The 23343-nt window shown below is 66.4% G+C and carries 20 protein-coding genes; 11 read left to right on the top strand and 9 right to left on the bottom strand.

Annotated features, from left to right (window positions below):
• Positions 1-191 precede the first annotated feature (191 nt).
• Positions 192-1595: a CoA transferase gene (locus tag FDN03_RS01640; RefSeq protein WP_138173474.1), complete on the top strand. Its 1404-nt coding sequence runs from the start codon at positions 192-194 to the stop codon at positions 1593-1595.
• Here the strand turns inward: FDN03_RS01640 and FDN03_RS01645 are convergent.
• Together FDN03_RS01645 and kynA are read right to left on the bottom strand one after the other, a co-directional pair.
• Positions 1544-2431, bottom strand: a complete 888-nt coding sequence (locus tag FDN03_RS01645) for a PaaX family transcriptional regulator C-terminal domain-containing protein (RefSeq protein WP_138173476.1) — start codon at positions 2429-2431, stop codon at positions 1544-1546. The genes FDN03_RS01640 and FDN03_RS01645 overlap by 52 nt on opposite strands.
• On the bottom strand, positions 2418-3284 hold the full coding sequence (gene kynA / locus FDN03_RS01650; RefSeq protein WP_054820982.1) for a tryptophan 2,3-dioxygenase: 867 nt from the start codon (positions 3282-3284) through the stop codon (positions 2418-2420). The genes FDN03_RS01645 and kynA overlap by 14 nt, the downstream gene beginning before the upstream one ends.
• Positions 3285-3438: 154 nt before the next feature.
• Here kynA and FDN03_RS01655 point away from each other — a divergent pair, with 154 nt between their 5' ends.
• The 4 genes from FDN03_RS01655 (at position 3439) to FDN03_RS01670 (ending at position 7259) form a co-directional block, all read left to right on the top strand.
• On the top strand, positions 3439-4125 hold the full coding sequence (locus tag FDN03_RS01655) for a CE1759 family FMN reductase (protein WP_138173478.1): 687 nt from the start codon (positions 3439-3441) through the stop codon (positions 4123-4125).
• Between the two features lie 153 nt (positions 4126-4278).
• A complete protein-coding gene (gene hpaH, locus FDN03_RS01660; protein ID WP_138173480.1) occupies positions 4279-5064 on the top strand; it encodes a 2-oxo-hept-4-ene-1,7-dioate hydratase in 786 nt (261 codons plus the stop codon).
• Positions 5049-5858, top strand: coding sequence for an aldolase/citrate lyase family protein (locus FDN03_RS01665; RefSeq protein ID WP_138173482.1), 810 nt, complete (start codon positions 5049-5051; stop codon positions 5856-5858). The genes hpaH and FDN03_RS01665 overlap by 16 nt, the downstream gene beginning before the upstream one ends.
• Positions 5859-5969: 111 nt before the next feature.
• Positions 5970-7259, top strand: a complete 1290-nt coding sequence (locus tag FDN03_RS01670; RefSeq protein WP_138173637.1) for a DUF6350 family protein — start codon at positions 5970-5972, stop codon at positions 7257-7259.
• Positions 7260-7293: 34 nt separating this feature from the next.
• On the opposite strand, the gene FDN03_RS01675 is transcribed toward FDN03_RS01670, so the two are convergent.
• The gene (locus FDN03_RS01675; protein WP_054820988.1) at positions 7294-7815 is read right to left on the bottom strand and encodes a DinB family protein; all 522 of its coding nucleotides are present in this window, start codon (positions 7813-7815) and stop codon (positions 7294-7296) included.
• Positions 7816-8159: 344 nt separating this feature from the next.
• On the opposite strand from FDN03_RS01675, the gene FDN03_RS01680 reads away from it, so the two are divergent.
• Both FDN03_RS01680 and purN read left to right on the top strand, forming a co-directional pair.
• A complete protein-coding gene (locus FDN03_RS01680; RefSeq protein WP_249354189.1) occupies positions 8160-9308 on the top strand; it encodes a calcium:proton antiporter in 1149 nt (382 codons plus the stop codon).
• A gap of 70 nt (positions 9309-9378) precedes the next feature.
• Complete coding sequence (gene purN, locus FDN03_RS01685; protein WP_138173486.1) at positions 9379-9951, top strand: phosphoribosylglycinamide formyltransferase; 573 nt, start codon at positions 9379-9381, stop codon at positions 9949-9951.
• 10 nt (positions 9952-9961) lie between these two features.
• On the opposite strand, the gene FDN03_RS01690 is transcribed toward purN, so the two are convergent.
• Positions 9962-10681 (bottom strand): aminoglycoside 3'-phosphotransferase, encoded by a 720-nt coding sequence (locus tag FDN03_RS01690; protein ID WP_138173488.1) that lies wholly within the window; start codon positions 10679-10681, stop codon positions 9962-9964.
• Positions 10674-12008, bottom strand: coding sequence for an MFS transporter (locus tag FDN03_RS01695; RefSeq protein WP_138173490.1), 1335 nt, complete (start codon positions 12006-12008; stop codon positions 10674-10676). The genes FDN03_RS01690 and FDN03_RS01695 overlap by 8 nt, the downstream gene beginning before the upstream one ends.
• A gap of 148 nt (positions 12009-12156) precedes the next feature.
• On the opposite strand from FDN03_RS01695, the gene FDN03_RS01700 reads away from it, so the two are divergent.
• Together FDN03_RS01700 and purH are read left to right on the top strand one after the other, a co-directional pair.
• On the top strand, positions 12157-12918 hold the full coding sequence (locus FDN03_RS01700) for a hypothetical protein (RefSeq protein ID WP_138173492.1): 762 nt from the start codon (positions 12157-12159) through the stop codon (positions 12916-12918).
• Between the two features lie 88 nt (positions 12919-13006).
• Positions 13007-14677 carry a bifunctional phosphoribosylaminoimidazolecarboxamide formyltransferase/IMP cyclohydrolase gene (gene purH, locus FDN03_RS01705; RefSeq protein WP_249354192.1) on the top strand — a complete coding sequence of 557 codons (1671 nt, stop codon included), beginning with the start codon at positions 13007-13009 and terminating at the stop codon, positions 14675-14677.
• A gap of 128 nt (positions 14678-14805) precedes the next feature.
• Here purH and FDN03_RS01710 read toward each other — a convergent pair whose 3' ends face one another.
• The 3 genes from FDN03_RS01710 to FDN03_RS01720 are packed head-to-tail and all read right to left on the bottom strand — an operon-like array spanning position 14806 to position 17905.
• Positions 14806-15537, bottom strand: a complete 732-nt coding sequence (locus FDN03_RS01710; protein ID WP_138173496.1) for a GntR family transcriptional regulator — start codon at positions 15535-15537, stop codon at positions 14806-14808.
• Positions 15534-17150: an urea amidolyase family protein gene (locus FDN03_RS01715; protein ID WP_138173498.1), complete on the bottom strand. Its 1617-nt coding sequence runs from the start codon at positions 17148-17150 to the stop codon at positions 15534-15536. The genes FDN03_RS01710 and FDN03_RS01715 overlap by 4 nt, the downstream gene beginning before the upstream one ends.
• Positions 17147-17905 (bottom strand): 5-oxoprolinase subunit PxpA, encoded by a 759-nt coding sequence (locus FDN03_RS01720; protein WP_138173500.1) that lies wholly within the window; start codon positions 17903-17905, stop codon positions 17147-17149. The genes FDN03_RS01715 and FDN03_RS01720 overlap by 4 nt, the downstream gene beginning before the upstream one ends.
• Before the next feature lie 366 nt (positions 17906-18271).
• On the opposite strand from FDN03_RS01720, the gene FDN03_RS01725 reads away from it, so the two are divergent.
• Both FDN03_RS01725 and FDN03_RS01730 read left to right on the top strand, forming a co-directional pair.
• The gene (locus FDN03_RS01725) at positions 18272-20494 is read left to right on the top strand and encodes an NADP-dependent isocitrate dehydrogenase (RefSeq protein WP_138173502.1); all 2223 of its coding nucleotides are present in this window, start codon (positions 18272-18274) and stop codon (positions 20492-20494) included.
• Between the two features lie 266 nt (positions 20495-20760).
• On the top strand, positions 20761-21567 hold the full coding sequence (locus FDN03_RS01730) for a nitrilase-related carbon-nitrogen hydrolase (RefSeq protein ID WP_138173504.1): 807 nt from the start codon (positions 20761-20763) through the stop codon (positions 21565-21567).
• A gap of 13 nt (positions 21568-21580) precedes the next feature.
• Here FDN03_RS01730 and FDN03_RS01735 read toward each other — a convergent pair whose 3' ends face one another.
• On the bottom strand, positions 21581-23251 hold the full coding sequence (locus FDN03_RS01735) for a PucR family transcriptional regulator (protein WP_138173506.1): 1671 nt from the start codon (positions 23249-23251) through the stop codon (positions 21581-21583).
• Positions 23252-23343 lie beyond the last annotated feature (92 nt).

Consider the following 23343-nt stretch of genomic DNA (forward strand, 5'->3'; position numbering starts at 1 on the left):
ATCCGCGCGCTGCCCACTGAAGACACGAGCAGAGGCAAGAGTCACCTTTTGAAGCAAGTCGGCTAGACACCATCGAAGCCACGCGTTGCCGGAGCTTTCCCTATGGCGCAACGTAATACCCGTGCTGGTGGTTCACGGCAAGTCCACGCGAACACTGTGCACCTGCTGTCCGACCTGGGCATGATGGTTCCATGTCGCGCAGCACTCAATTGGTCCCCGGTTCCGCTGGTGCGGCGTTGCCGCCTTTGAATGCACCGTTTCTTGCGCATGGTTTGCTGCCTTCTGACGTGCACAGCGCGCCGCCGGGCCCGCGCCGTTGGTGGGCCGGGCCCCTGGATGTGGAGGGGCTGGCCCTGGCTGCGGTCCAATTATGCGTGCAGGCCCTTGAGTGCTGTGGCGCTGGCGCGCACCGGCTGACGACGCCTGCGCACCGGGTGGCGCAGGCCTTCAACTCCTTCGGGCTGCTTCGTGTCGATTCCCAGCCCATCCCGGGTTTTGCGCCTCATTCCGGGTTTTTTCGCTGCGCCGAGGGATGGATCAGGACGCATGCCAACTACCCGCACCACGAGCAGGCCCTGCTGCGCGGGTTGGGGCTGGGGACGGATGGCAATGTGGAGCAGTCTCTGCGGGAACTGACGACGCTAGAGGCCGAGCAAAAAATTGTGAATGCCGGGGGAGTGGCCGCCACCGTAAGAACACGCAACGAGTGGAATGCCATGATCAAGCGCGGCAGTCCGAGCACGCCGGACTGGGTCGAGTTCGATATGGCGTCTGGGCGCCCAACGCGATCATGGCAGCCCGCGCCCACCGGCGATGCCCCTCTGCGCGGCCTTCGCGTACTGGATTTCACCCGGGTCCTGGCTGGCCCTACGGCTGCCCGCACGCTAGCCGTGTTTGGGGCCAGTGTCTTGCGGATTGACCCGCCTCAGCTGCCTGAAATCATCGGACAGCACATCGAGACCGGCTTCGGGAAGCGAAGCGCCACGGTGGATGCTGGCAGCCGCGCGGGACGAAGGCAGCTGGAGGACCTTTTAACCAAGGCGGACGCTGTCCTGCTCGGCTACCGCCCAGGGGCCCTGGAGCGCCATGGGCTATCCGTTCAGGGCCTACGGGAGCGATTCCCGCACTTGGTACTCGTGACCCTCGATGCCTGGGGAGATGCGAACCCCTGGTTCGGGCGACGCGGTTTTGACAGCATCGTTCAGGCTGCCACCGGGATTGCAGAACTTTATCGAGCGCCGGGTGGTGCGCCCGGCGCCCTGCCCGTGCAGGCTCTGGACTACGCCACCGGGTACGGCATGGCGGCAGCGGCCATCGCCCTGCTTACGGAACGCACTCGCAGCGGACAGTGCGGGGTGGCCCATTTCGCGCTGGCACGCACCGCCCGGGAACTCATTGACACCCCGGTGCCGCAGGTTAAGGCTGAGCGGCTGCCGGACGCGCCACTGCGGTCGATGCCGAGCCCGTATGGAACCCTGACCTACGTGCCACCTCCTTTTAATAGGAGGCACCGCACCGTTGACTATCCCGGGCCTCCACCGGTCTACGGCGCGGACGAACCGGTGTGGGACACCCGGGAACCTTCGGAGGTCTGAATGATGAGCCCCCTGGCATAGTCGTCGGCGCTGTTGGCAAAGCGCCGCGATAACTTCAGGAATCGCTCCCGGCTGGTGCTGCCCGGCCAGGTCCCCGGCAACATGTAGGCCGGCAGCCCGGGATCCAGGTAGGGAATGGCGCGCCAGGCATCGATGAGCCGGACATAGTGGCGGTAGGCCAGGGCGTCGGTGAGCTTACGGTCCTGGTCCACCGTCGAGACGGTCTGCAGGAAGTCCTCGTGCCGCCGTGACAGCCGCTCCAGGTCCCACCACTGTTCGGCGGCAGTGCGCGCTGAGCCGGGAAAGTCGGGCGTGTGGGCGCGGAACACCGTGACGTGGTTCCTGGCTTGCAGGGCCTGAACCACGGCCGAGACCTCATCGTGCAGGTATTCGGGAAAGATCCATACCCCGGCCGATACCTGTCCGCCGCCGAGCTGGCCGAAGTGCTTGCGCAGTTGGTGACGCAGGGGGCGCAGGGATTCGGGCACGGAGTAGGTCACGAGGGTCCACCCATCATGGGCGCTCATCTGCCGCGGGGTGAAGATGCGCCGGTTGCCGCGGGCAAACATGGCTTGGGCACCAGCGGTGACGTGGATGGCCCCGTCACCGCTGGTGCCCAGCAGCCCCCGGTCCACCAGTCGAGACAGGGCGGTTTGGGCCGCCGGTTGGCTTACGCCGGCGGCAACTGCCAGCTCCAGCACGGTGGCGCGAGCTATCGGGGCCTCGTGATGGCGCAGGTACAGGCCGGCGATGGTGCGGATGATGGAGGTCGCGCTGCCGCTGCGGGATTCAAAGTCGTCCAGCGTGAACGCGGCCAGTGCGTTAGCTGGCGCCAATTTCGGTGCGCACCGCGAAGAGCTCGGGGAAGAAGGTCAGGTCCAGGGCCCGCTTCAGGAAGCCAACCCCGGATGATCCACCGGTTCCGGTCTTGAAGCCGATGGTGCGCTGCACGACCCGCATATGGCGGAAGCGCCAAGCCTGGAAGTTGTCCTCCACGTCCACCAGGTCCTCGCAGGCCTGATAGAGGCTCCACAAGGTGTCCTCGGACTCATAAATGTCCTTGAAGACCGGGATCAACCCTTGCTGGAATTCCCAGGCCTTGGTCACGTCGCGGTGCAGGACTTCTGCCGGAATGGCGTACCCCTTGCGCGAGAGCGCGGCCAGGAACACATCGTAGAGCGTGGGCTCATGCAGCAGCTGCTCCAGCAACTGGTGCGCCTTGGGGTCGGCCTCATGCACCTTGAGCATTCCCGCGTGCTTATTTCCCAGGATGAACTCCACCGCACGGTACTGGAAGGACTGGAAGCCGGAGGAGGAGCCAAGGAACCCGCGGAACTGGGCGTATTCACGCGGAGTCAGGGTAGCGAGTACCGACCACTGCTCGGTGAGGGTCTTTTGGATGTGCTTCACGCGGGCCAGGCACTTCAGCGCCTTGCCGATCTCGTCCTGGGTCAGTAGGCGCCGGGCCTCCATCAGCTCGTGCAGCATCAGCTTCAGCCACAGTTCGCTGGTTTGATGCTGGATGATGAACAGCATCTCGTCATGATGCTGGGGCTGGCTCACCGGATGCTGGGCGGAGAGGATCCGTTCCAGATCCAAGTAGCTGCCGTAGGACATTGTGTTGTGGAAGTCGGTGTGCACTCCCGGTTCAATGTCGCGCTGGTTGGTGCCCTGCTGCTCAGTAGTCATGCCCCAAACTGTATCAATATCATGGCGACCGTCACAATGATGAAACCGTGAACGGACGGCGACCGCATGAGGGGCATCCCCTGGACTCCACGGGAATGTTTTTGCAGACGAGGATGTTTTGTATGCAAACGCATGAACTACGGGAGGGTATGAGATGAGCGAATCGATTGTTGTGATTTCCGGGGGACTGGGCACCCCCTCCAGCTCCGGACTGCTGGGCCGCCAGCTGGCGGACGCCGTTGCCCGCGAACTGGCTGTCACCGGCGTGCAGGGTGATATAAACGTCATCGAGTTGCGCGACTTCGCCACGGACATCACCAACAACCTGCTCACCGGCTTCGCCCCGCCCCGACTGCAGCAGGCCATCGACTCGGTGGTGGGCGCCGACGTGCTGATCGCCGTCTCCCCGGTTTTCACCGCCTCGGTCTCGGGCCTGTTCAAGTCCTTCATTGATGTGCTGGACCCGAAGTCGCTGGAAGGCAAGCCGGTCGTGCTGGCCGCGACCGCCGGCAGCGCCCGCCACCAGCTGGCCATCGACTACGCGATGCGCCCGATCTTCTCCTATCTGCGCACCCATATCCTGCCCACCACCGTCTTCGCCTCCTCGGAGGACTGGGGTGCGGACCAGGGGTCGGGAACGCTGGCCGAACGCGAACAGCGCGTGGCCCGCGAAGTGGTGGCCACCCTGGCCGGCAGCAAGGGGCTGAGCGCGGACCTGGATCTGGGAGATACCCGCTCGATTGCGCCCCGGGTCAGCGAGAACGCCTCGTCCCGTGACGAGATGACGTCGCTGCCCTTCGAACAGCTGCTGGAACAGGTTCGTTCGGGCATCAACTCCTAAAGGAACATCGGCTTTCCCGGCCCGCCCTGGCGGGCCGGGAATCTAAGTACGATGTGCCAAAGCGTCGACATCCTCGATAGCATTCCCCTTACGAGCCGTGAAGTGATCCGGCTCGTAAGGGCAACGAATCGAATGTGAAAGGTTGATCCGTCGATGCTATCCGAGGAAACGATCACGGCAATCGCCGATGAGCTGGTCCAGGCCGGTGCCACGCGCACCCCGGTGCCGCGGCTCACGGCCCGCTACCCGGAAATGACCGTGGAGGATTCCTACCGGGTCCAGAACCTGTGGCGTCAGCGCTCGGAAGCCAACGGACGGGTGCTGGCCGGACGCAAGATCGGGTTGACCTCCCGTGCCATGCAGATGGCCACCGGCATCTCCGAGCCGGATTACGGGATCATCTTCGATGACATGGTGCTGAACTCTGGCTGCACGGTGCAGTGGGAGGACTACACCCACCCGCGCATTGAAATGGAACTGGCCTTCAAGCTGAACAAGGACATCGAAGGTCCGAATGCGAACATTTTTGACGTGCTGCAGGCCACCGAATACGTGATCCCGGCACTGGAAATCCTCGACTCGCGCATTGAGATGGAAGGCCGCACCATTGTGGACACCATCAGCGACAACGCCGCGATGGGTGCCATGGTGATCGGCGGGAACCCGGTCAAGGTGGACACCCTGGACCTGCGGTGGGTTTCGGGCATCCTGTTCAAGAACCAGACCGTGGAGGAGACCGGCGTCGCAGCCGGCGTACTGAACCACCCGGCCGCCGGCGTGTACTGGCTGGCCAACAAGATCGCCCCGCACGGCGACAAGCTGCAGGCCGGGGAGATCATCCTCGCCGGCTCCTTCACCCGCCCGATGTGGGTGTACCAGGGCGACACCGTCTTCGCCGACTACGGACCGTTGGGAACCGTGACATGCCATTTCGAGTAGAACCCGATCCCTCCTTCAAGGACGCGCTGCACGGCGCGGACCGGGCGTTGCTGGGCATCTGGGTGTGCTCCGGGTCGGCGCTGAACGCCGAGATCTGCGCCGGAGCCGGCTTTGACTGGCTGTTCATTGACGCGGAGCATTCACCCAACGACCTGTCCAGCATCCTGGCCCAGTTGCAGGCGGTGCGCAGCTACCCGGTGGTTCCGGTGGTCCGTCCGCCGTTCAACGACGCCGTTTTGATCAAGCAGTACCTGGACCTGGGCGTCCAGTCACTGATCATTCCCATGGTGCACACCGCCGAGGACGCGCGCAACGCGGTGGCCGCCTGCCATTACCCTCCGCACGGGGTGCGCGGGGTGGGTTCGGCGCTGGCCCGCTCGGCCCGCTGGAACCGCATCGACGGCTATCTGCAGCGTGCCTCGGAAACCCTGACGCTGATGGTGCAGATCGAATCCGCCGAAGCGGTCGAGAACGTGGAACAGATCGTGGGCACCGAAGGTGTTGACGGGATCTTCATCGGGCCCTCGGACCTGGCCGCCTCCATGGGGGTCATCGGCCAGCAGGGCCACCCGGACGTAGTCCAGGCCGTCACCACGTCGATCAACGCGGGACTTGCTGCCGGCAAGTTCGTGGGCGTCAACGCGTTCGACAAGTCCACCGCCCAGCGCTATATCGACGCCGGGGCCCACTATGTGGGGGTCGGGGCCGACGTGGCGCTGTTGGCCCGCGCCAGCGAGGCGCTGGCCGCCTCCTTTGGCGAGGAACGACCGACGGACGCCCCGGCCAGCTACTGAGCAGGTCAACCTCAGCACTACCCCAGCAGTTGCCATCATTGCGCGTCGCAGAGCAAAGCACGACGCCAATGGTGGCAACATTGTTTTTTAATGAGCCGCGAAAAGAAACCCATGAAGGCAGTAATGCTGCGCCTGCGCAATGGCTGGCCGATGCCATTGATGCTGCAGGGAGTATTTGAGATCCTGCAATCGGTGGTGTTCGTCGCTGCCATCCTGCTGGTGCCGCTGATCGCGGTCTACTTCAGCGGGGGCTTCAGCGAGGAATCCTTCGAAGCGATCATGCAGTTCGGTGGACTGATCTGGCTGGCCGTGCACGGGGTGCCGATCCAAATCCACAACCTCGGCCCGGAAACCGACCCGAGCTCGGTCTCCGGGTGGTTCACCCTGATTCCGCTGGGTTTGAGCCTGATCCCGCTGTTCTTCGCCATGCGCGCCGGGCGGCGCATCGCCCGCGCCTCCTACACCGACCAGCTGTGGCAGGGCCTGCTGGGCGCCTTCACCGCCTATGGGCTGGTGGGCCTGGCCACCGGGTTCCTGGTCAGCAACGACTACGCGTCGGTCAATGTGGTGGCCGCGGCGCTGCTGCCGCTGGTGATCGTGTTCTTCGGACTGCTTATCGGTGCCCGGCGTGAAGCCGGGTCCTGGGGGAGGCTGATCGGAATCGACACGGCCAAGTACCTGACCAGCATCTCCCCGCACCGGCGCTGGGCCGGCTCCTACGTCTGGCACGTGATCGTGGCCGGCTTCGTGGGGTATGTCGCGGCCGTGGGCATCAGCGGCGTGGTGCTTTCCGTGGCGGTGGGCACGCACTGGGTGGACGTGGCCAATGTGTACCAGGAACTGCGGCCCGGGGCGGTGGGTTCCTTTGCGCTGACCCTGCTGCAGCTGGGGTTCATCCCCAATGCCGTGTTCTGGGTGCTGTCCTGGATCAGCGGCGGCGGGTTCGCCATCGGCACCGGCAGCACGCTGTCCACCCTGGAGACAACGGTGGGACCGCTGCCCTCGATTCCGCTGCTGGCTGCGCTGCCCTCCGGCGACCATGGAAACTTCTGGCTGTTCATGCTGCTGCCGGTGCTGGCCGGGGTGGCAGCCGGCTGGTACTTCCTGCGGGTGGGGGAGAACCACCTGGAGGACTGGTTCGCCCGCCGCATCCCCTACCACTGGCTTTCACTGGCCACCTCCACCGCGGCGCTGTCGGTGTTCACCGGCATTGTTGCCGGGGTGTTGAGCCTGGCCGGGGCGTGGCTGTCCTCCGGCTCACTGGCGGTGGGCCGGCTGACCGAGGTGGGCCCGCACCTGTGGGCCTCGGCCGGATGGCTGGCCCTGCAGGTCGGGTTGGGCACGGCGATCGGCTACCTGATTGCGCCCTTGTTTGAAACGGACCCGGTGCTCGAAGGGTAGCCAGGTTCTTCCGCCGGGCCGGGCACCGCGGCCGCTACGCCTTGATGTCCCATAAGTGGTGCAGCACATCGTGCCATGCGTATTGTGCGAGGCTGGCCACCGTGAAGGCGGCGCCGTTTGAACGCAGTCCCTTGCGGGAGTACTCATGCGGTGAAATCCCATCCAGCCGGGTCATGAACATCGCCGAGGCGGCACGCAGCCGGCTGGCCGCCTCCTCCGGATCCAGCTCGTTGTACCGGGCCTGCTCGGCCGCCTCATCCTGGTCCCAGTTCGGGAACGTGGGTTCGTCTTCGGCCAGCATCAGATTAAAGCGCAGCACCATCACCCGCAGCATGTCCGCCACATGCACCACGTATTCCTGGACACTCCATCGGGAGGGATCGGTGCGCTCGCGGGCGTGCTCACGGTGCAGGGCCAACAGGTAGCGGTCCACCTTGTCCGGCAGCTCATCGACGATTTCCTCCGGTGTCGTCGAGCGTACGTCATGGGCGCATTCGGTGCAGATTTCATCCAGCACCACGGTCCAGTCCTTGTCGTCGGGGACGATGCCTTCCATTGCTCCTCCTGGGAATCGAAGAATGGTGGCTCCAGTCTAGGGCCGTGGCCGACGCATTCCGAGGGATGTCCAGTGTCTTCCGGCTGACTCTTGAGCTGCCACCCAAGCAACCTCCTGGGTCAAGAGCGCCAGTGCGCCGCCTGCTGGCCGGTAGCCCAGGCGGTGGGCTGGGGCCATGGCCAGCACCACGCGGTGCCGGGCCACCGATTGGCTCCCCGCAGCCCGCTGTTCTACCCTGAAGGCAGGCACATTGCCGTTTTTCCGGTCGGGACGACCCGTCCGCTCGCTCGACATGGGGACGACCCCATGGAATAGGTTCTGAACCCTTGCGTTCCACTTCCTTGTTGCGATCAATCGTCACCCCGGTGGCCATCCTCCGGCTCGTCCTTGGCTGGGGCACCTTCTTCCTGCTGCTCGGGCTGGGACGGTTCCTCGCCCCACCGGTGCCCGGCGGGCTGCTGGTGCTGGCCCTGTCAGTCATCGTCGCGGTCATCCTGCTGTGCTCCTTCGGGGTGGTGCACGAGGCCGAGCAGCTCGCGCGTCGGCTGGGAGACCCCTACGGTTCGCTGGTGCTGACCCTGTCCATCGTGCTGATCGAAGTCATCCTGATTTCCGCGGTCATGCTGGGCCCGGGCGATCATTCGACGATCGCCCGCGACTCGGTCATGGCGGTGTCGATGATCATCATGAACCTGGTGATCGGCCTGTCCCTGCTGGTGGGAGGCACCCGGCACGGGGCCATGGCCCCCAACCGCACCGGTGCCTCGGCCTACCTGGCGATGCTGGTGGTGCTCACCTCCCTGGCGTTCGCCCTGCCGGCGCTGATCGGCACCGGGGGCAGCTACACCACCGCGCAGGAGATCCCACTGGTTCTGCTCACCGTCGTGCTGTACGCCTACTTCCTGTACCGCCAAATGGGGGCGCAGTCCGGGGACTTCATTGAGGTGGACCCCAAGGTGATCCAGCGCCTGGGGATTGGCGGAACCGAGGGCCAGGCCGGTGGGCAGCGGACCCCGATCGGCCAGCTGCTGGCCACCCACCGCACCGAAGTGCTGCTGCGGCTGGGACTGCTGGTCATCACGGTGCTGCCGATCGTGCTGCTCTCCCATGACATGGCCAGCCTGCTGGACGACGGCCTGGGCCGGCTGGGGGCACCGGTGGCCCTGTCCGGGATCCTGATTGCCATGATTGTGTTCCTGCCCGAATCCATCACCTCGGTGCGCGCCGCCCTGAACGGGGAAATCCAGCGGGTGAGCAACCTGTGCCACGGCGCGCTGGTCTCCACGGTGGGCGTCACGATTCCCGCCGTGCTGGTCATCGGCATGCTCACCGGGCAAAGCGTCGTGCTCGGTGAATCCCCGGCAAACCTGCTGCTGCTTGGGCTGACCCTGCTGATGACCGTGGCCGGGTTCGGGGCGAAGCGGGTCACCGCCGTGCACGGGGCCGCCCACCTGGCGTTGTTCGTGGTCTACGGGCTGGTGGTGTTCGCCTAGCGGGCCGCTGCTGCGCCCGCCCACCTTGCCGGTGCCAGGCGGCGGGCGCAGCCACCGTAGAATTGAAGCCATGCGTATTGTGGTTTTGGTTTCCGGCACCGGTTCGAATCTCCAGGCAGTCATCGACGCGATCGCCAGCGGCGAGCTGCCCAATGTGGAAATTGCGGCGGTCGGCGCGGACAAGCACGGCACCCTGGGGGTGCAACGCTGCGCGGATGCCGGGATTGAAACCTTCGTGGTGAACTTCAAGGACTATTCCGAGCGGGCGCAATGGAACCATGCGCTGACCGAAAAGTGCCTGTCCTACGCCCCGGACTACGTCATCTCCTCGGGCTTCATGCGCATTGTGAACGAGGAGTTCATCAATGCCTTCGAGGGCACCTACATCAACACCCACCCGGCACTGCTGCCGTCCTTCCCCGGCGCCCACGGGGTGCGTGACGCCCTGGCGTACGGGGTGAAGGTGACCGGCTGCACCGTGCACATCGCCGACACCGGGGTGGACACCGGCCCGATCCTGCGCCAGGAGGCGGTCGAGGTGCTGCCCGGGGACACCGAGGAATCCCTGCACGAGCGCATCAAGGTGGTTGAACGCCGGCTGCTGATCGCCACCCTGGCGGATTTGGCCGCCGACAAGGCGTAGCCCGGACGCGCTATTCCGGCGCGTCCCACAACGCGCGGTAGGCGGCAATGCGCTCCCAATCCGGCGCCACCCCGTAGGCGCTGAAGAAGAGCTCCTCGTAGCCGGGGCCGAAGTTGATGTCCCAGCCGATGCTGTAGCTGGCAATCGCCAGGTCCGACCAGCGGTCCGCCACCCCCAGCAGCCCCAGGTCCACGTGGGCGGCAAAATCGCCGGACGAATCCAGCAACGTGTTCGGCACGCACGGATCCCCGTGGCAGACCACCAACTGCCGCGGTGCCAGAAGCCGTGCCGCGTGGGGCTGCGCCCAGCTGCCGGTGAACGGGCAGTCCTCGACCGGCAGGGTCTCATGCAGCCTTCGCAACCCCCGGGCGATCGCGACGACGGCGGTGCGCGGCTCGGTGCGCCACCGCTCATCCACGGCGCTGGTGCCCGCAACCGCCTGGGTCAGCAGCCAGGATCCGGCGGATGTGGCTCCCTGCCCGAGCACCAGGGGAACCGGGTGATACATCCGGGCCCAGCGCAGCCGCCGGGCCTCGGCCGCCAAATCCACCGCCCGCGCATCTTGCCAGTCAACCGGCGGGCGCGGCTGCCACTTCAGGTATAGGCACCGGCCTGCGGGGGCCAGCCGAAAGGTCGTCCCACCCAGCTCGTTGCGCCACACCGGTTCGGCCCCGCCGTCCGCGGCCAGCCGCAGCAGGTGCTGCGGCAGGTGGGCGGGAAGTTCAGTCAAGCTCGCGGCCCGTGGTTTCCGGGGCCACCCGCGCCATGACCAGCAGGGCCAGCACCACCAGCACGGTCGCCCCGGCGAACAGGGCGCTTAGGCCCACCACCGGCCACAGTGCGGCGAACAGCAGCGGACCGAACCCGGCCGCCAGCCGGGACATGGTCGAGGCCCACCCGAACCCCGAGGCGCGCAGCTCGGTGGGGTACAGCTCCGAGACATAGGCGTAGAGCACCGGGATCGCCACCTGCACCACCATCCCGAACACCAGCACCCAGCCGATGGCGGCGGCCGGCACGTGAAGCACCTGGGCCACCAGCACCAGCACCAGGCCGGAGAGTGGCGCGGAAACGCCCAGCAGCCACTTGCGGCCCACCCGCTCAACGAGCAGGGCGGCGATCACTACTCCGAGCAGACCCATCAACGCCATCACCGCGGTGGTGAACAGGGCCGCGGACTGGGCCATCCCGGCCTCGGCCAGGATGGTGGGCAGCCAGGTCAGTGCCAGGTAGTAGACCAGCAGGATGGTGATGAACAGCAGCCAGCTGGTCGCGGTCAGTGACGGGGAGTACCGCCACAGCGCCACCACCTGCTGCCACCACGGTGTGGGCTTGGCGTCCGGCATCTCGATCCGGTACTCGCGCACCTTGGCCCCGGTGCGGGTCACCAGGTCGTCAATCACCGCCCGCGCCTCGGACTCCCGGCCCCGGGAGGCCAGGTACAGCGGGGACTCGGGCACCTGGCGGCGCACAAAGTAGACCAGCAGCGCCGGCAGGATCATCACCACCAGGATCAGCCGCCAGTTCTCGGTCGTGGCAATCACGGCCCCGGAGATGAAGAAGGACAGCGCCGCACCCACCGGCCACCACCCGTCCATGGCGGTGAGCACCTTGCCGCGCAGCCGGGCCGGGGTGAACTCGCCCACCAGCGCATAGTCCACCGGGATGCAGCCGCCCAAGCCCACACCGGCCAGGAAGCGGAACGCCACAAAGAACCCGAAGTTCGGGGACAGCGCGCCCAGCACCGTGAAGACCGAGAACATCAGCAGGGTCGCCGAGAACGCCTTCTTGCGCCCATAGCGGTCCGCCAGCCCGCCCCAGATGAACGCGCCGATCGCCATCCCCACCAGGTTCGAGGTGCCCAGCAGCGCCGCGGTGGTGCGCTCCAGCCCCCACTCGGCGGCGACCAGCGGGATCAGTGCGCCGTTCAGGGTCACATCCCAGGCGTCGAACATGAACCCCAGGCCGCCGATGATGAAGATCGAGCCCTGCACGGACCACTTGAAGGGCAGCTCCTGCACAATGCGGGCGCCGGAGGGGCGGGTAATGGTAGACACGGTCAAAGTCCTTCGGTGGAGGATGCGGCTGCGGAGGCAACAGGTAGTAGCCTACCGACACTGCCGTGGCTTCGGGCACATCGCTACGCCCGATTGCCCGGTGCGTCAAGGCCTACCGGTGGCCCGCCGAACGGGGTAATCTCTGGACATGGGAGTAGATTGGACCGCTCTCGAAGAGGCGCTACGGGTGTCCGCCCTTCGACATGCGGCGGAGATTTTGGAACAACACCCGACCCAGGACTTCTACGCGATTGCCCTGCACGGGGTCAGCAGCGAGGAGTCCGAGTCCATTGACATGCCCCTGCTGGCGTTGAACTCCATCCAGGCGCTGGAACGCGACCGGCTGACCGAAACCCGCGAACTGCTGGTGGCGCGCGGCGAAGACCTGGACGAGGACGAGGAATACGAGGACCGGGCGGACGCCGATGACTACTCCGGCGTCGAACCCGGGGACCGTGAAACGGAGGACGACTCCACCGACGGGCACGGGGCCGAGGACGAGGACCACGACGGCCAGGACCTGGACGATGTGCTGCAGGCGCTGGAAGCGGACCTGGAAGCCGACGACGATGACGGATTCTATTCGGACAAGTGGGAACCCACCGAATGGCACTGGTCCTCCATCGGGCTGGTGGAGGAGGTGGCCGCCGAAATCTGGAGCGACGCGCTGGCCACCCAGGCCCAGCGTGAGGGCTGGAGCGAAACCATCCGCGCCTACTACCGCACCATGGTCAGGGTGGCCATCGGGTTGCGTGATGCCCTGAACGAACGCACCAAGCTGGACCTGGTCACCTACGTGGCCGACGACGACCACGCCGAGACACTGCTGAAGCTGTGCCTCACCCCGGAACAGCTCAGCGAACATTTCCCCGACATCGTCCAGGACCAGACCCTGTCCGAAACATCCTGAAGGTTGACCGCACCCCGGGGCTAGAATGGTTGCGGCGGCCGCCGTGCCGCCGCAACCACAATGTCGCACTGCCCGGGAGACCATTTACGTGAGCAAGACCGCCCTAGACCGTGTAGCGATCCGTCGCGCCCTGATTTCCGTTTACGACAAGACCGGTCTGGAGGAGCTGGCCGCCGGACTGCATGAGGCAGGGGTGCAGCTGGTCTCCACCGGTTCAACGGCCCAGCGCATCGCCGCGGCCGGCATCCCCGTCACCGAGGTGGAACAGGTCACCGGTTCCCCGGAAATGCTGGACGGGCGCGTGAAGACGCTGCACCCGCGGATCCACGGCGGCATCCTGGCCGACCGCCGCGTGGGCAAGCACATGGACACCCTGGCCTCCATGGACATTGACCCGATCGACCTGGTGGTCGTCAACCTGTACCCGTTCGTGCAGACCGTCGCCTCCGGCGCCGCGCAGGACGACGTGGTCGAGCAGATCGACATCGGCGGTCCGGCCATGGTGCGTTCAGCCGCGAAGAACCACGCTGCGGTCTCCATCGTGGTGGACCCCTCCTTCTACGGGCAGGTCATCGACGCCGCCAAGGCCGGGGGCTTCGACCTGAAGACCCGCCAGCGCCTGGCTGCCAAGGCCTACGCCCACACCGCCGCCTACGACACCGCCGTGGCCTCCTGGACCGCCAGCCAGTTCCTGGACGAGGACGAACAGGGCCAGGTCCAGTGGCCGGCCTACGCCGGGGTGGCCCTGGAACGCGAAGCGGTGCTGCGCTACGGGGAAAACCCGCATCAGCAGGCCGTCCTGTACACCGATGCCGCCGCGCCGGCCGGGATCGCCCAGGCCAAGCAGTTGCACGGCAAGCCGATGAGCTACAACAACTTCGTGGACGCGGACGCCGCCCTGCGCGCCGCCTTCGACTTCAGCGAACCAGCCGTGGCCGTCATCAAGCACGCCAACCCGTGCGGTGTTGCGGTGGCCACCCCGGGCGCCGCGGACCCGATCGCCGACGCCCACGCCAAGGCCCACGCCACCGACCCGGTCTCCGCCTTCGGCGGGGTGATCGCCGCGAACCGCACCGTCACCAAGGCGATGGCCGACACCGTCAAGGGCATCTTCACCGAGGTGGTCATCGCCCCAGACTTCGAAGATGAGGCCGTGCAGATCCTTTCGGCCAAGAAGAACATCCGCCTGCTGACCCTGCCGGAGGGGTACCGCCGCGCCGCCAACGAGTTCCGCCAGATTTCCGGCGGCATGCTCATCCAGGCGTCGGACACCATCGCAGCCGACGGTGATGACACGGCCAACTGGACGCTGGCCGCCGGCTCGGCCGCCGACGAGCAGACCCTGGCCGACCTGGCCTTCGCCTGGCGCGCGGTGCGCGCCGCCAAGTCCAACGCCATTCTGGTGGCCAAGGACGGTGCCGCGGTGGGCATCGGCATGGGACAGGTCAACCGCGTGGACTCCTGCAAGCTGGCCGTGGAACGCGCCAACACCTTGGGCGTGAGCGTTGAATCCGGGGCCGACGCCGCCGGCGGAGCCGAGAACGTGGACGGCGCCGAGTCCAAGAACCGCACCCGGGGCGCCGTGGCGGCCTCGGACGCGTTCTTCCCGTTCGCCGATGGCCTGCAGATCCTGATTGACGCCGGAGTCAAGGCGGTAGTCCAGCCCGGCGGCTCGGTACGCGATGAGGAAGTGATCGCCGCGGCGAACGAAGCCGGCATCACCATGTACTTCACCGGCGCCCGCCACTTCTTCCACTAGGTCCTGGCGCATCGCGGGCCCCCGCACGACCTGAATGACTCAGGCGGGCGGGGGCCTGCCGCGTCTTGCCGGTGCCTCCCGGGGATTTTGTGTCGGCAAGCCGCCGGTGGCGGCAGCGGAAACGCGCTTTAACCGCGTCGAGGGGCAGCGCCCGGCGCCGTGGCGGATAACCGTGAGAGCAGCTCGGTTTCGGCCGCTTCCAGGTAGCTGCGCAGTTCATAGGCTGCCGCGACCCGCTGCCCGCGATCGAGCAGTCCCACGACGTTCACATTGCCCTGCAGGTAGGTGCGATGAAAATCCGTGGTGCCCTGCGCCGACTGGAACGCCAACCGCATCCGGGCCAGCACGCGGTGCATCAGCTCCTGCAGGTGCCTACTGCCTGACCCGGCAACAATCTGCTGGTGAAACCGCTGGTTCGCATCCGCGACCCCGACCGTGTCGCTGGCCGCCATCGCCTCCAGGCCAGAAACCACGGTGCGGTGCAGCTGGGCAACATTTAGGTCCGCGCCCCAGGCCACCGCCGCCGGTTCGATCATCCGGCGCACCGCGTAGATTTCACGTACATCCTCCGGCCCGGGAGAAGCCACGAACACCCCGCGGTTGGGGACCCGCGTGATGATCAATTCGTTGTTCAACATCCGGAACGCCTCGCGCAGGGTGTTGCGGGAGATCCCAAAGGTTTCGGAGAGCGCCTTTTCCCCAAGCTTTTGGCCGGGAACCATCTTGCCTGCGGCGATGAGCGCACGCAGCCGTTCGGCCACCCACGCGCCGGTGTGCGCGTGAGCGGCCACCCCGCGTTCCAACAGGCCGTGGCAGGGGGCAGCATCCGTGGCGGCGGCTGCTTGACGGGGCTCGTTCATCCGCGCCCACCTCCCGTCCGCGGCATCGATGAGCCGGGTTCCAGCAGCACAAAGCGGATGGGGGTGCCGGGGGCGAGCTGAGCCGCCTTTGAGACGTCCTCATCGACCAAGGTCGCGATGACCGGATAGCCGCCGGTCACCGGGTGATCTGCCAGGAACAGCACGGGCAATCCGGAAGGGGGAACCTGAAGCGAACCGCGGACCATGCCTTCGCTTTCAAGCTCACCGGCGCGCAGCCGGACCAGCGGCCTGCCGCCCGCGGCATTGCTCAGGCGCATTCCCACCCGGTTGGACTGGGCGCTGACTTCCCACGTTTGGGAAACAAGCCGTTTCAGGCCCTGCGGTCCGAACCAATCATCGCGTGGACCGGCCACGAGGCGCAGCCTAAAACATCCGTCCGGCTCGGGCTGGGGCAGCGTGGAGGGTTCGGCGCCGCCCACCGGATGGGTGCCGCGGATCCTCGCCGTGGGCAGGCGCTCGCCGGGTTGCAGGGGTGCCGGTCCGAGGCCGGAGAGGGAATCGGTGGACAGGGAGCCCAGAACCCGGTGGCCATCAAAGCCGCCACGGACCGCCAGGTAGCTGCGAAGCCCGGCCGTGGCCGCGGAACAGCTCAAGGTTTCCTTGTCCCTGAGGATGAACGGCACGTTCATCGCTGCGGTGCGCATGCTGGTGTGATCCTCGGCTTCGCCGTGGATCTCGAGCCGCACCTCGGCCCCGCTGACCGCCAGCACCTGGTGGCCAATGGCCCGCACGCGCAGCGAACCGGCAAGGGTCTCGATGACGGGCGCACCGGGCAGGTTCCCGACCAGCCTGTTCGCCTGGTGCGCCGAAATCGCATCGGCAGCGCCGGAGGGGGAAACGCCAAGGTTGCCGGCGCCGCGGCGTCCTGCATCCTGGATCGTTGATTGCGGGCCGGGGCTGATGACTTCCACCCCCGACGTCACCTGTGGTGCCGGTGGCTGGTGGTTCGCGGCAGGAACGCTCAGTCGCAGTGCCGCGCGTTGCGGCACGAATTTCACCTTGTCGCCCGGTTGCACCAGGGCCGGGGGCGTGCGGTTCACGTCCCACATGCGGGTGTCGGTATGCCCGAGCAGCTGCCAGCCGCCGGGGGACGCCGCGGGGTAGATGGCCGAGTACTTCCCGCCCAGGGCAACCGCGCCGGCGGGCACCGTGGTTCGAGGCGTGCTTCGACGTGGAACCTCCAGGGGCGTGCCCTCGGACTGCAGGTAGGCGAACCCCGGGGCAAAGCCGGTAAATGCGGCAGCCCATCGTCGTGAACTGTGCAGTTCGATCAGCGCTTCGGTGCTCAGGCCGAGCAGCTCGGCCACCGCGTGCAGGTCCGGCCCGTCGTAACTGACGTTCACCGTGATGAGCTCGCCTTCGTGCCGGCGGTCCAGGTCAAGATGCAGCGTGGGAATGAGCCGGTACGCGTAGCCGGCATTGGGCAGGCAGTCGGTCCTGAGCAGCACCGTGCGCGCACCGGTTTGCACATCCTGCTGTCCTGGCAGGGGATGGGATTCCAACCAGGCGGTCAGCGCCATCGCGGACGCGGCATCGGACAGCTCCACGAGCACCGCTCGGGTGCCGGCAAAGTGGACGGCATCGATCGTCATGCGAAGCTCTTGATGTCTATCCCCGAGGACTCCAGCCCGGCACGCACCGCGGCGGCCACCGCCACGGCTCCGGCCGTATCCCCGTGAACACAGATGCTCTCAGCGGAAGTGCGGATGATGGTGCCATCGATGGCCCGGATGGTGCCTTCGCTGGCCAGGCGAATCATGTTCTGGGTGATGCGTTGGGGGTCATGCAGGACGGCAGCGGGATCCGTACGCGAAACCAAGGTTCCGTCCGGGTTGTAGCTGCGGTCGGCAAAGGCCTCGCTGACCGCCCGCAACCCAGAACGTTCGGCCTTGTCCAGGGCGATCGACCCGGGAAGCAGGAGCACGGGAAGGTCGCGTCCGAAGGCCCGTATCGCGTCAATCACCGCCTGGGCGTGCTCTTCATGGTGCACGATGGCGTTGTACAAGGCGCCATGCGGTTTGACGTACTTGACTTCACTGCCGGCAGCCCGGGCCATGGCATCCATCGCCCCTAGCTGGTAGAGCAAGTCATCTGCCAGTTCGTTGCCCGGAACCTCAATGAAACGGCGGCCGAACCCGGCCAGGTCGTGGTACCCGACATGAGCCCCGATGGTGATGCCCGCCTTCGCCGCCTCGCGGCAGGTGTGGGCGATGGTGCGCGGGTCACCGGCATGGAATCCGCAGGCCACGTTGGCCGAGGAGACGGATTGGAAGATCGCGGTGTCATCTCCCATGCTCCAGCTTCCATACGATTCGCCCACATCGGAATTCAGGTCGATGTATTGCACTGTGATCCCCGTCTCTACTTGCCTCCGACCTTAACCATGCAGCAAATGACGGGATTGTTCAACAATCTGGTTGCGTGCTTGCTGCCGGGTTCTTCCGGCGGCAGTCCCGGGGCGTCTGGGTTGCTGTTATGCCCCTCCCATGGCGGGGTTTGCGAAAAAGCGGTTTGAGTTACGAGACCTTAACTTAAAGCGGGGATGCCGATCTCGGGCCGCCAGGCCCGACATTCCAGCGCAAAATCAAGGCAGTTCGCAGGGATAACTAGGCCACAAAACGTGTCGTGGAGCCCGAAATCAGGTAAGTTGGGAACGTTGAGTTTAGGGCGGTTAACCCCGCTTCCGCACGACGATCAGGGAGACGCCACACCTATGGCCAAGATTATCTACACCCACACCGATGAAGCGCCGATGCTGGCGACCCACTCGTTCCTGCCGATCGTCGAGGCCTACGCTTCGACCGCCGGGGTGGAGCTGGAAACCCGCGACATCTCGCTGGCCGGCCGCATCATCGCCAGCTTCCCGGACTACCTGACCGAGGAACAGCGCATCGCCGATGCCCTGGCCGAGCTGGGTGACCTGGCCAAGACCCCCGAGGCCAACATCATCAAGCTGCCGAACATCTCCGCATCGATCCCGCAGCTGAAGGCCGCGATCGCCGAACTGCAGGCCGCCGGCTACGCCCTGCCCGATTACCCGGACAACCCGAGCTCGGATGAGGAAACCGACATCCGCGCCCGCTACGACAAGATCAAGGGTTCGGCCGTGAACCCGGTGCTGCGTGAAGGCAACTCGGACCGCCGCGCGCCACTGAGCGTGAAGAACTACGCCCGCAAGAACCCGCACTCGATGGGTGCCTGGTCCTCCGACTCGAAGACCAATGTCGCCACCATGGGTGCCGATGACTTCGCCTCGAACGAGAAGTCCGTGGTCATCGACAAGGACAAGAGCATCTCGATCCGCTTTGTCGCCGAAGACGGTGAAGTCAAGATCCTGAAGAAGCCGTTCAAGGTGCTGGCCGGCGAGGTCATCGACGGCACCGTCATGCACGTGGCGGCCCTGGACGAGTTCCTCAAGGACGCCGTGGCCCGCGCCAAGCGCGATGACGTGCTGTTCTCCGCCCACCTGAAGGCCACCATGATGAAGGTCTCCGACCCGATCATCTTCGGCCATGTCGTCAAGGCCTACTTCTCTGAGCTGTTCGACACCTACGGCGAGCAGCTGGAAGCCGCCGGGCTGAACCCGAACAACGGCCTGGCCGCCATCCTCGGCGGGCTGGACGAGCTGACCGACGAGGTCCGCGAGGGCGTGGAGAAGCTGATCGCCAAGGGCCTGGAAGAGGGCCCGAAGCTGGCCATGGTGGATTCGGACAAGGGGATCACGAACCTGCACGTGCCTTCCGATGTGATCGTCGACGCCTCGATGCCGGCCATGATCCGCCTAGGCGGAAAGATGTGGGGCCCGGACGGCGAGGAAGCCGAAACCCTGGCCGTGCTGCCTGACTCCTCCTACTCCGGCGTCTACCAGGCCGTGATCGAAGACTGCCGCGCCAACGGCGCCTACGACCCGACCACCATGGGCACCGTGCCGAACGTGGGCCTGATGGCCCAGAAGGCCGAGGAATACGGCTCGCACGACAAGACCTTCGAGATGACCGGCAACGGCCACGTCCAGGTGCTGGACGAGTTCGGCACGGTACTGATCGAGCACCAGGTCTTCACCGGCGATATCTGGCGTGCCTGCCAGACCAAGGACGTTGCCATCCGCGACTGGGTGAAGCTGGCCGTCAACCGCGCCCGCGCCTCCCAGACCCCGGCGGTGTTCTGGCTGGATGAGAACCGCGCCCACGACGCGGTGCTGATCAAGAAGGTCAACGAATACCTCAAGGAGCACGACACCGAGGGCCTGACCATCAAGATCCTCTCGCCGATCGAGGCCACCAAGTACTCGATTGAGCGCATCCGCAAGGGCGAGGACACCATCTCGGTGACCGGCAACGTGCTGCGCGACTACCTCACCGACCTGTTCCCGATCCTGGAGCTGGGCACCAGCGCCAAGATGCTCTCGATCGTTCCGCTGCTGGCCGGCGGCGGCCTGTTCGAGACCGGTGCCGGTGGCTCGGCCCCGAAGCACGTACAGCAGCTGGTGAACGAGAACCACCTGCGGTGGGACTCGCTGGGTGAGTTCCTGGCCCTGGCCGCTTCCTTCGAGCACCTGGCCAGCAACTACGACAACGCCCGCGCCCAGGTGCTGGCCGACACGCTGGACGCCGCGACCGGTACCTTCCTGCTGGAAAACAAGTCGCCCAAGCGCAAGGTGGGCGAGCTGGACAACCGCGGCAGCCACTTCTACCTGGCCAAGTTCTGGGCCGAGGAGCTGGCCAAGCAGGACAAGGACGCCGAATTGGCGGCCGCCTTCGCCGACGTGGCCAAGGCACTGTCCAACGATGAGGAAACCATCCTCAGCGAGCTGGCCGAGGTCCAGGGCCACAGTGTTGAACTGGGCGGCTACTACCGTCCGGACGAGGCCAAGACCACCGCGGTCATGCGTCCGAGCAAGACCCTGAACGCTGCTTTGGAACTGCTGACCAAGTAGTCCCGGCGCGCTGAACCACTGGAGGCACCAGCCATGGGCTGGTGCCTCCACTCGTTAAGGCGGATGCGCAACCATTCAGTGGCCCCGACATCCTGCACCAGCTGCCGGGTTCCGGGTCGGCCTGACCCGTCCGGGCGCCCAGCGAAACCAGCCATGGCTGGTGCAAAACATCCTGCGCACCCGGGAAGCTGGGACTTTTTTAACTCGGCGGCATCGGTAACGACCCCTAGCCTTGAAGTAGTACTGACGAGGAAGTGGACATCACCATGCGACTGGCAATGCTGCAAGACACCGCGACCGTGCTGGATGGGGACGCGAACATTTCCCTGATCGCCCATGCGGCCGAGCAGGTCGCCAAGGCCGAGGCCGACCTGCTGCTGACGCCTGAGCTGTTCATTAGCGGGTACGCGCCCGAGCAGATCCTCCAGCGGCTTGTCCCCGAGCAGGCCGCGGCGTGGGGCCAGCGGATGCCCGAGGTGGCGCGCGCCGCCGGGATCGCGATTGCCTATTGCCTACCGGAATACGTTGACGGCCAGTGGATGATTGTCGGCTATGTGGTGGACCGGAGCGGGGCCCAGCTGGCCCGCTATGTGAAGGTGCACCTCTACGGACCCGAGGAGCAACGGGTGTTCAAGCCCGGCACCGGCGCCCCGGCCCTGTTCGAGCTTGAGGGCCTGCGCATCGGGCTGATGATCTGCTTTGACGTTGAATTCCCCGAAACCGTACGCGCCGCGGCCGTTCGTGGTGCCGAGCTGGTCATCGTGCCGACCGCGTTGAGCGTGGGCAATGATCCGGTCACCGATTCGCTGATTCCGGCCCGCGCCATGGAAAACGGGGTCTACGTGGCGTACGCGAACCACAGCGGCATGGAGGCCGGACTGGAGCTCTCGGGGCACTCGGTGGTGGCGGCGCCCTCCGGCACCGTGCTGGCCGCCGCCGGGGCCGAGGCCGAACTGCTGATCACCGACCTTGCGGCCCGCCAGGTGAGCGAAGCCCAGCGGATCACCCCCTACCTGGCCGAACTGCGCAACGACCTCTACCAGCGCTGGGGTGCCGAAACCCGGGCGGACTAGCCGCTGGGCTGGACTATGTTCCGGTATTGGAAATGAAACGCAGCGCCAGATAAAGCTCCTGACGCACCGCCGCCTCGGACAGGTCCACGCCCAACAGCTCGGCAATGGCGCTTATGTGCCGGCGCATGGAGTTGCGGTGCAGCTGCGCAGCGGCTGCCGAGGCATCCCACTGCCCGTTGGCCTCCAGCCAGGAACGCAGCACCCTCAAGTACAGCTCGCGGCGGGCCGCGGGCAGTTCTAGCAGCGGGGCGAGCAGGTCATGGGCCAGTTGTCGAGCCGCATTCAGCGGCAGCAAGTCGGCGAAGGTGCTGCCCAGATCCGCGGCCCTGAGGCTGCGCTGCTCATCGAGCACCCGCCGCAGCAGCCCCGCGGCCTGCAGATAGGCCTCGTGCAGTTCCGCGCCGCGTTGCCGCCACCCGGCGGCGGACGGATCCAGGGCGCGGGAGACCGCCACCAGCATTCCCGCTTCCCGGGCGCGCAGCATCAACGGGTCGTCGACCGGTTGGCGGGTGACCACGGCCAGCTGCCCATCCAGCCGGGCCACCAGCCGGGTGTCGAACAGGCTGCGGCAAAGCACCACCTGGTGATCGGGATCGGTGTCCCCGTCTTCCTGGCCGGCGGCGAGCACCACGTGGAGCGGCTGCCTGGGGTTTCCGCCCACCGCAGCATCAAGCAGCTCATTGGTGCGCCCCGATTCGGGGTCCTGCCCGGTGATTCCCAGCACCAGCAGCGTGGCCAGCTGGGTCGCGGCGAAGGAGCCAACCAGGCGCTGATGCAAGATGACCTCCAGCAGGCTCAACGCCGTGCCGGCGATGCTGCGCACCGCGACCGACGGAGGTTCGGCCAGGGAGAGCACCAGGGTTCCGGTTCCCGGGTCCGGACGCTGGCTGGCGGCATCCTTCTGGCCGGGGGAGGCCGTGGGCTGGCGGGCCCGCAACGGGTAGACCAGGTGCGTGACCTCCCCGTCGCTGAGCACCTCCAGGCGTGCCGAACGGTGGGAGGCGAGCTTGTGGCGCACCGCGTGCAGGGCATCCTCATCGGGCAGGTCCACGCTGCTGCCGCGGGCCACGTGGCGCAGGCGGCCATTGGGGTCCAACAGCTGCACGGCCGCGCCGATGCGTGGGGCCAGCTCCTCGATCAGCCTCGTCTCGGGCCGGTCGCGGTCCAGGGCGCGCAGCAGCGCCCGGTTCGCCTCGGCCACATCCTTCATCATCCGCGCGGTGTCACTGCGCAGCAGTTTGGCGAACGTGATGCCCAGGTGCGCGAACGGCACGGAAACATCGATCTGCCACAGGCTCAGTCCGTGGCGGCGGCAGGCGGCGCTCAGGGCCGCAGGCACGTTTTGGAAATAGGGTTCGGTGCCAAAGCCCAGGGCGCTGGCCCGGGCACGAACCAGTGCGGCCACGTAGTCATCGATCCGCCGATCGCGCTGCGGCCCGGCCGGCACGTCCAGCCATTGGGCGCCGGTGGTCAGCACCAGTTCGTGGGGGATCAGGTAGGCGGTGGGGTCGGCCAGGTCGCTGGGCTCCACCCAGTGCAGCGGGGCGTCCCCGCCCTCCACCACGACCCGCACCCCGCCGCGGATTTCGCGCAGGAAGCGGGCCACCGTCAGTCCTTCCCAGGGCACCTCGGCGTCTTCAGCCACAGGTGCGCGATCCAACCAGTCCGGTGCATTTTGTCCCATGTGCTCAAAGTTTAGTTCAAATCGGCTAGGGTTGAGATGCCGCTCACAGACCTAGTCTGGAAAGCGATGGATGAACAGCTACGCAAGGAACA

It is taken from the genome of Glutamicibacter sp. V16R2B1 (assembly GCF_005774635.1).
In the GTDB taxonomy this organism is placed as follows: domain Bacteria; phylum Actinomycetota; class Actinomycetes; order Actinomycetales; family Micrococcaceae; genus Glutamicibacter; species Glutamicibacter creatinolyticus.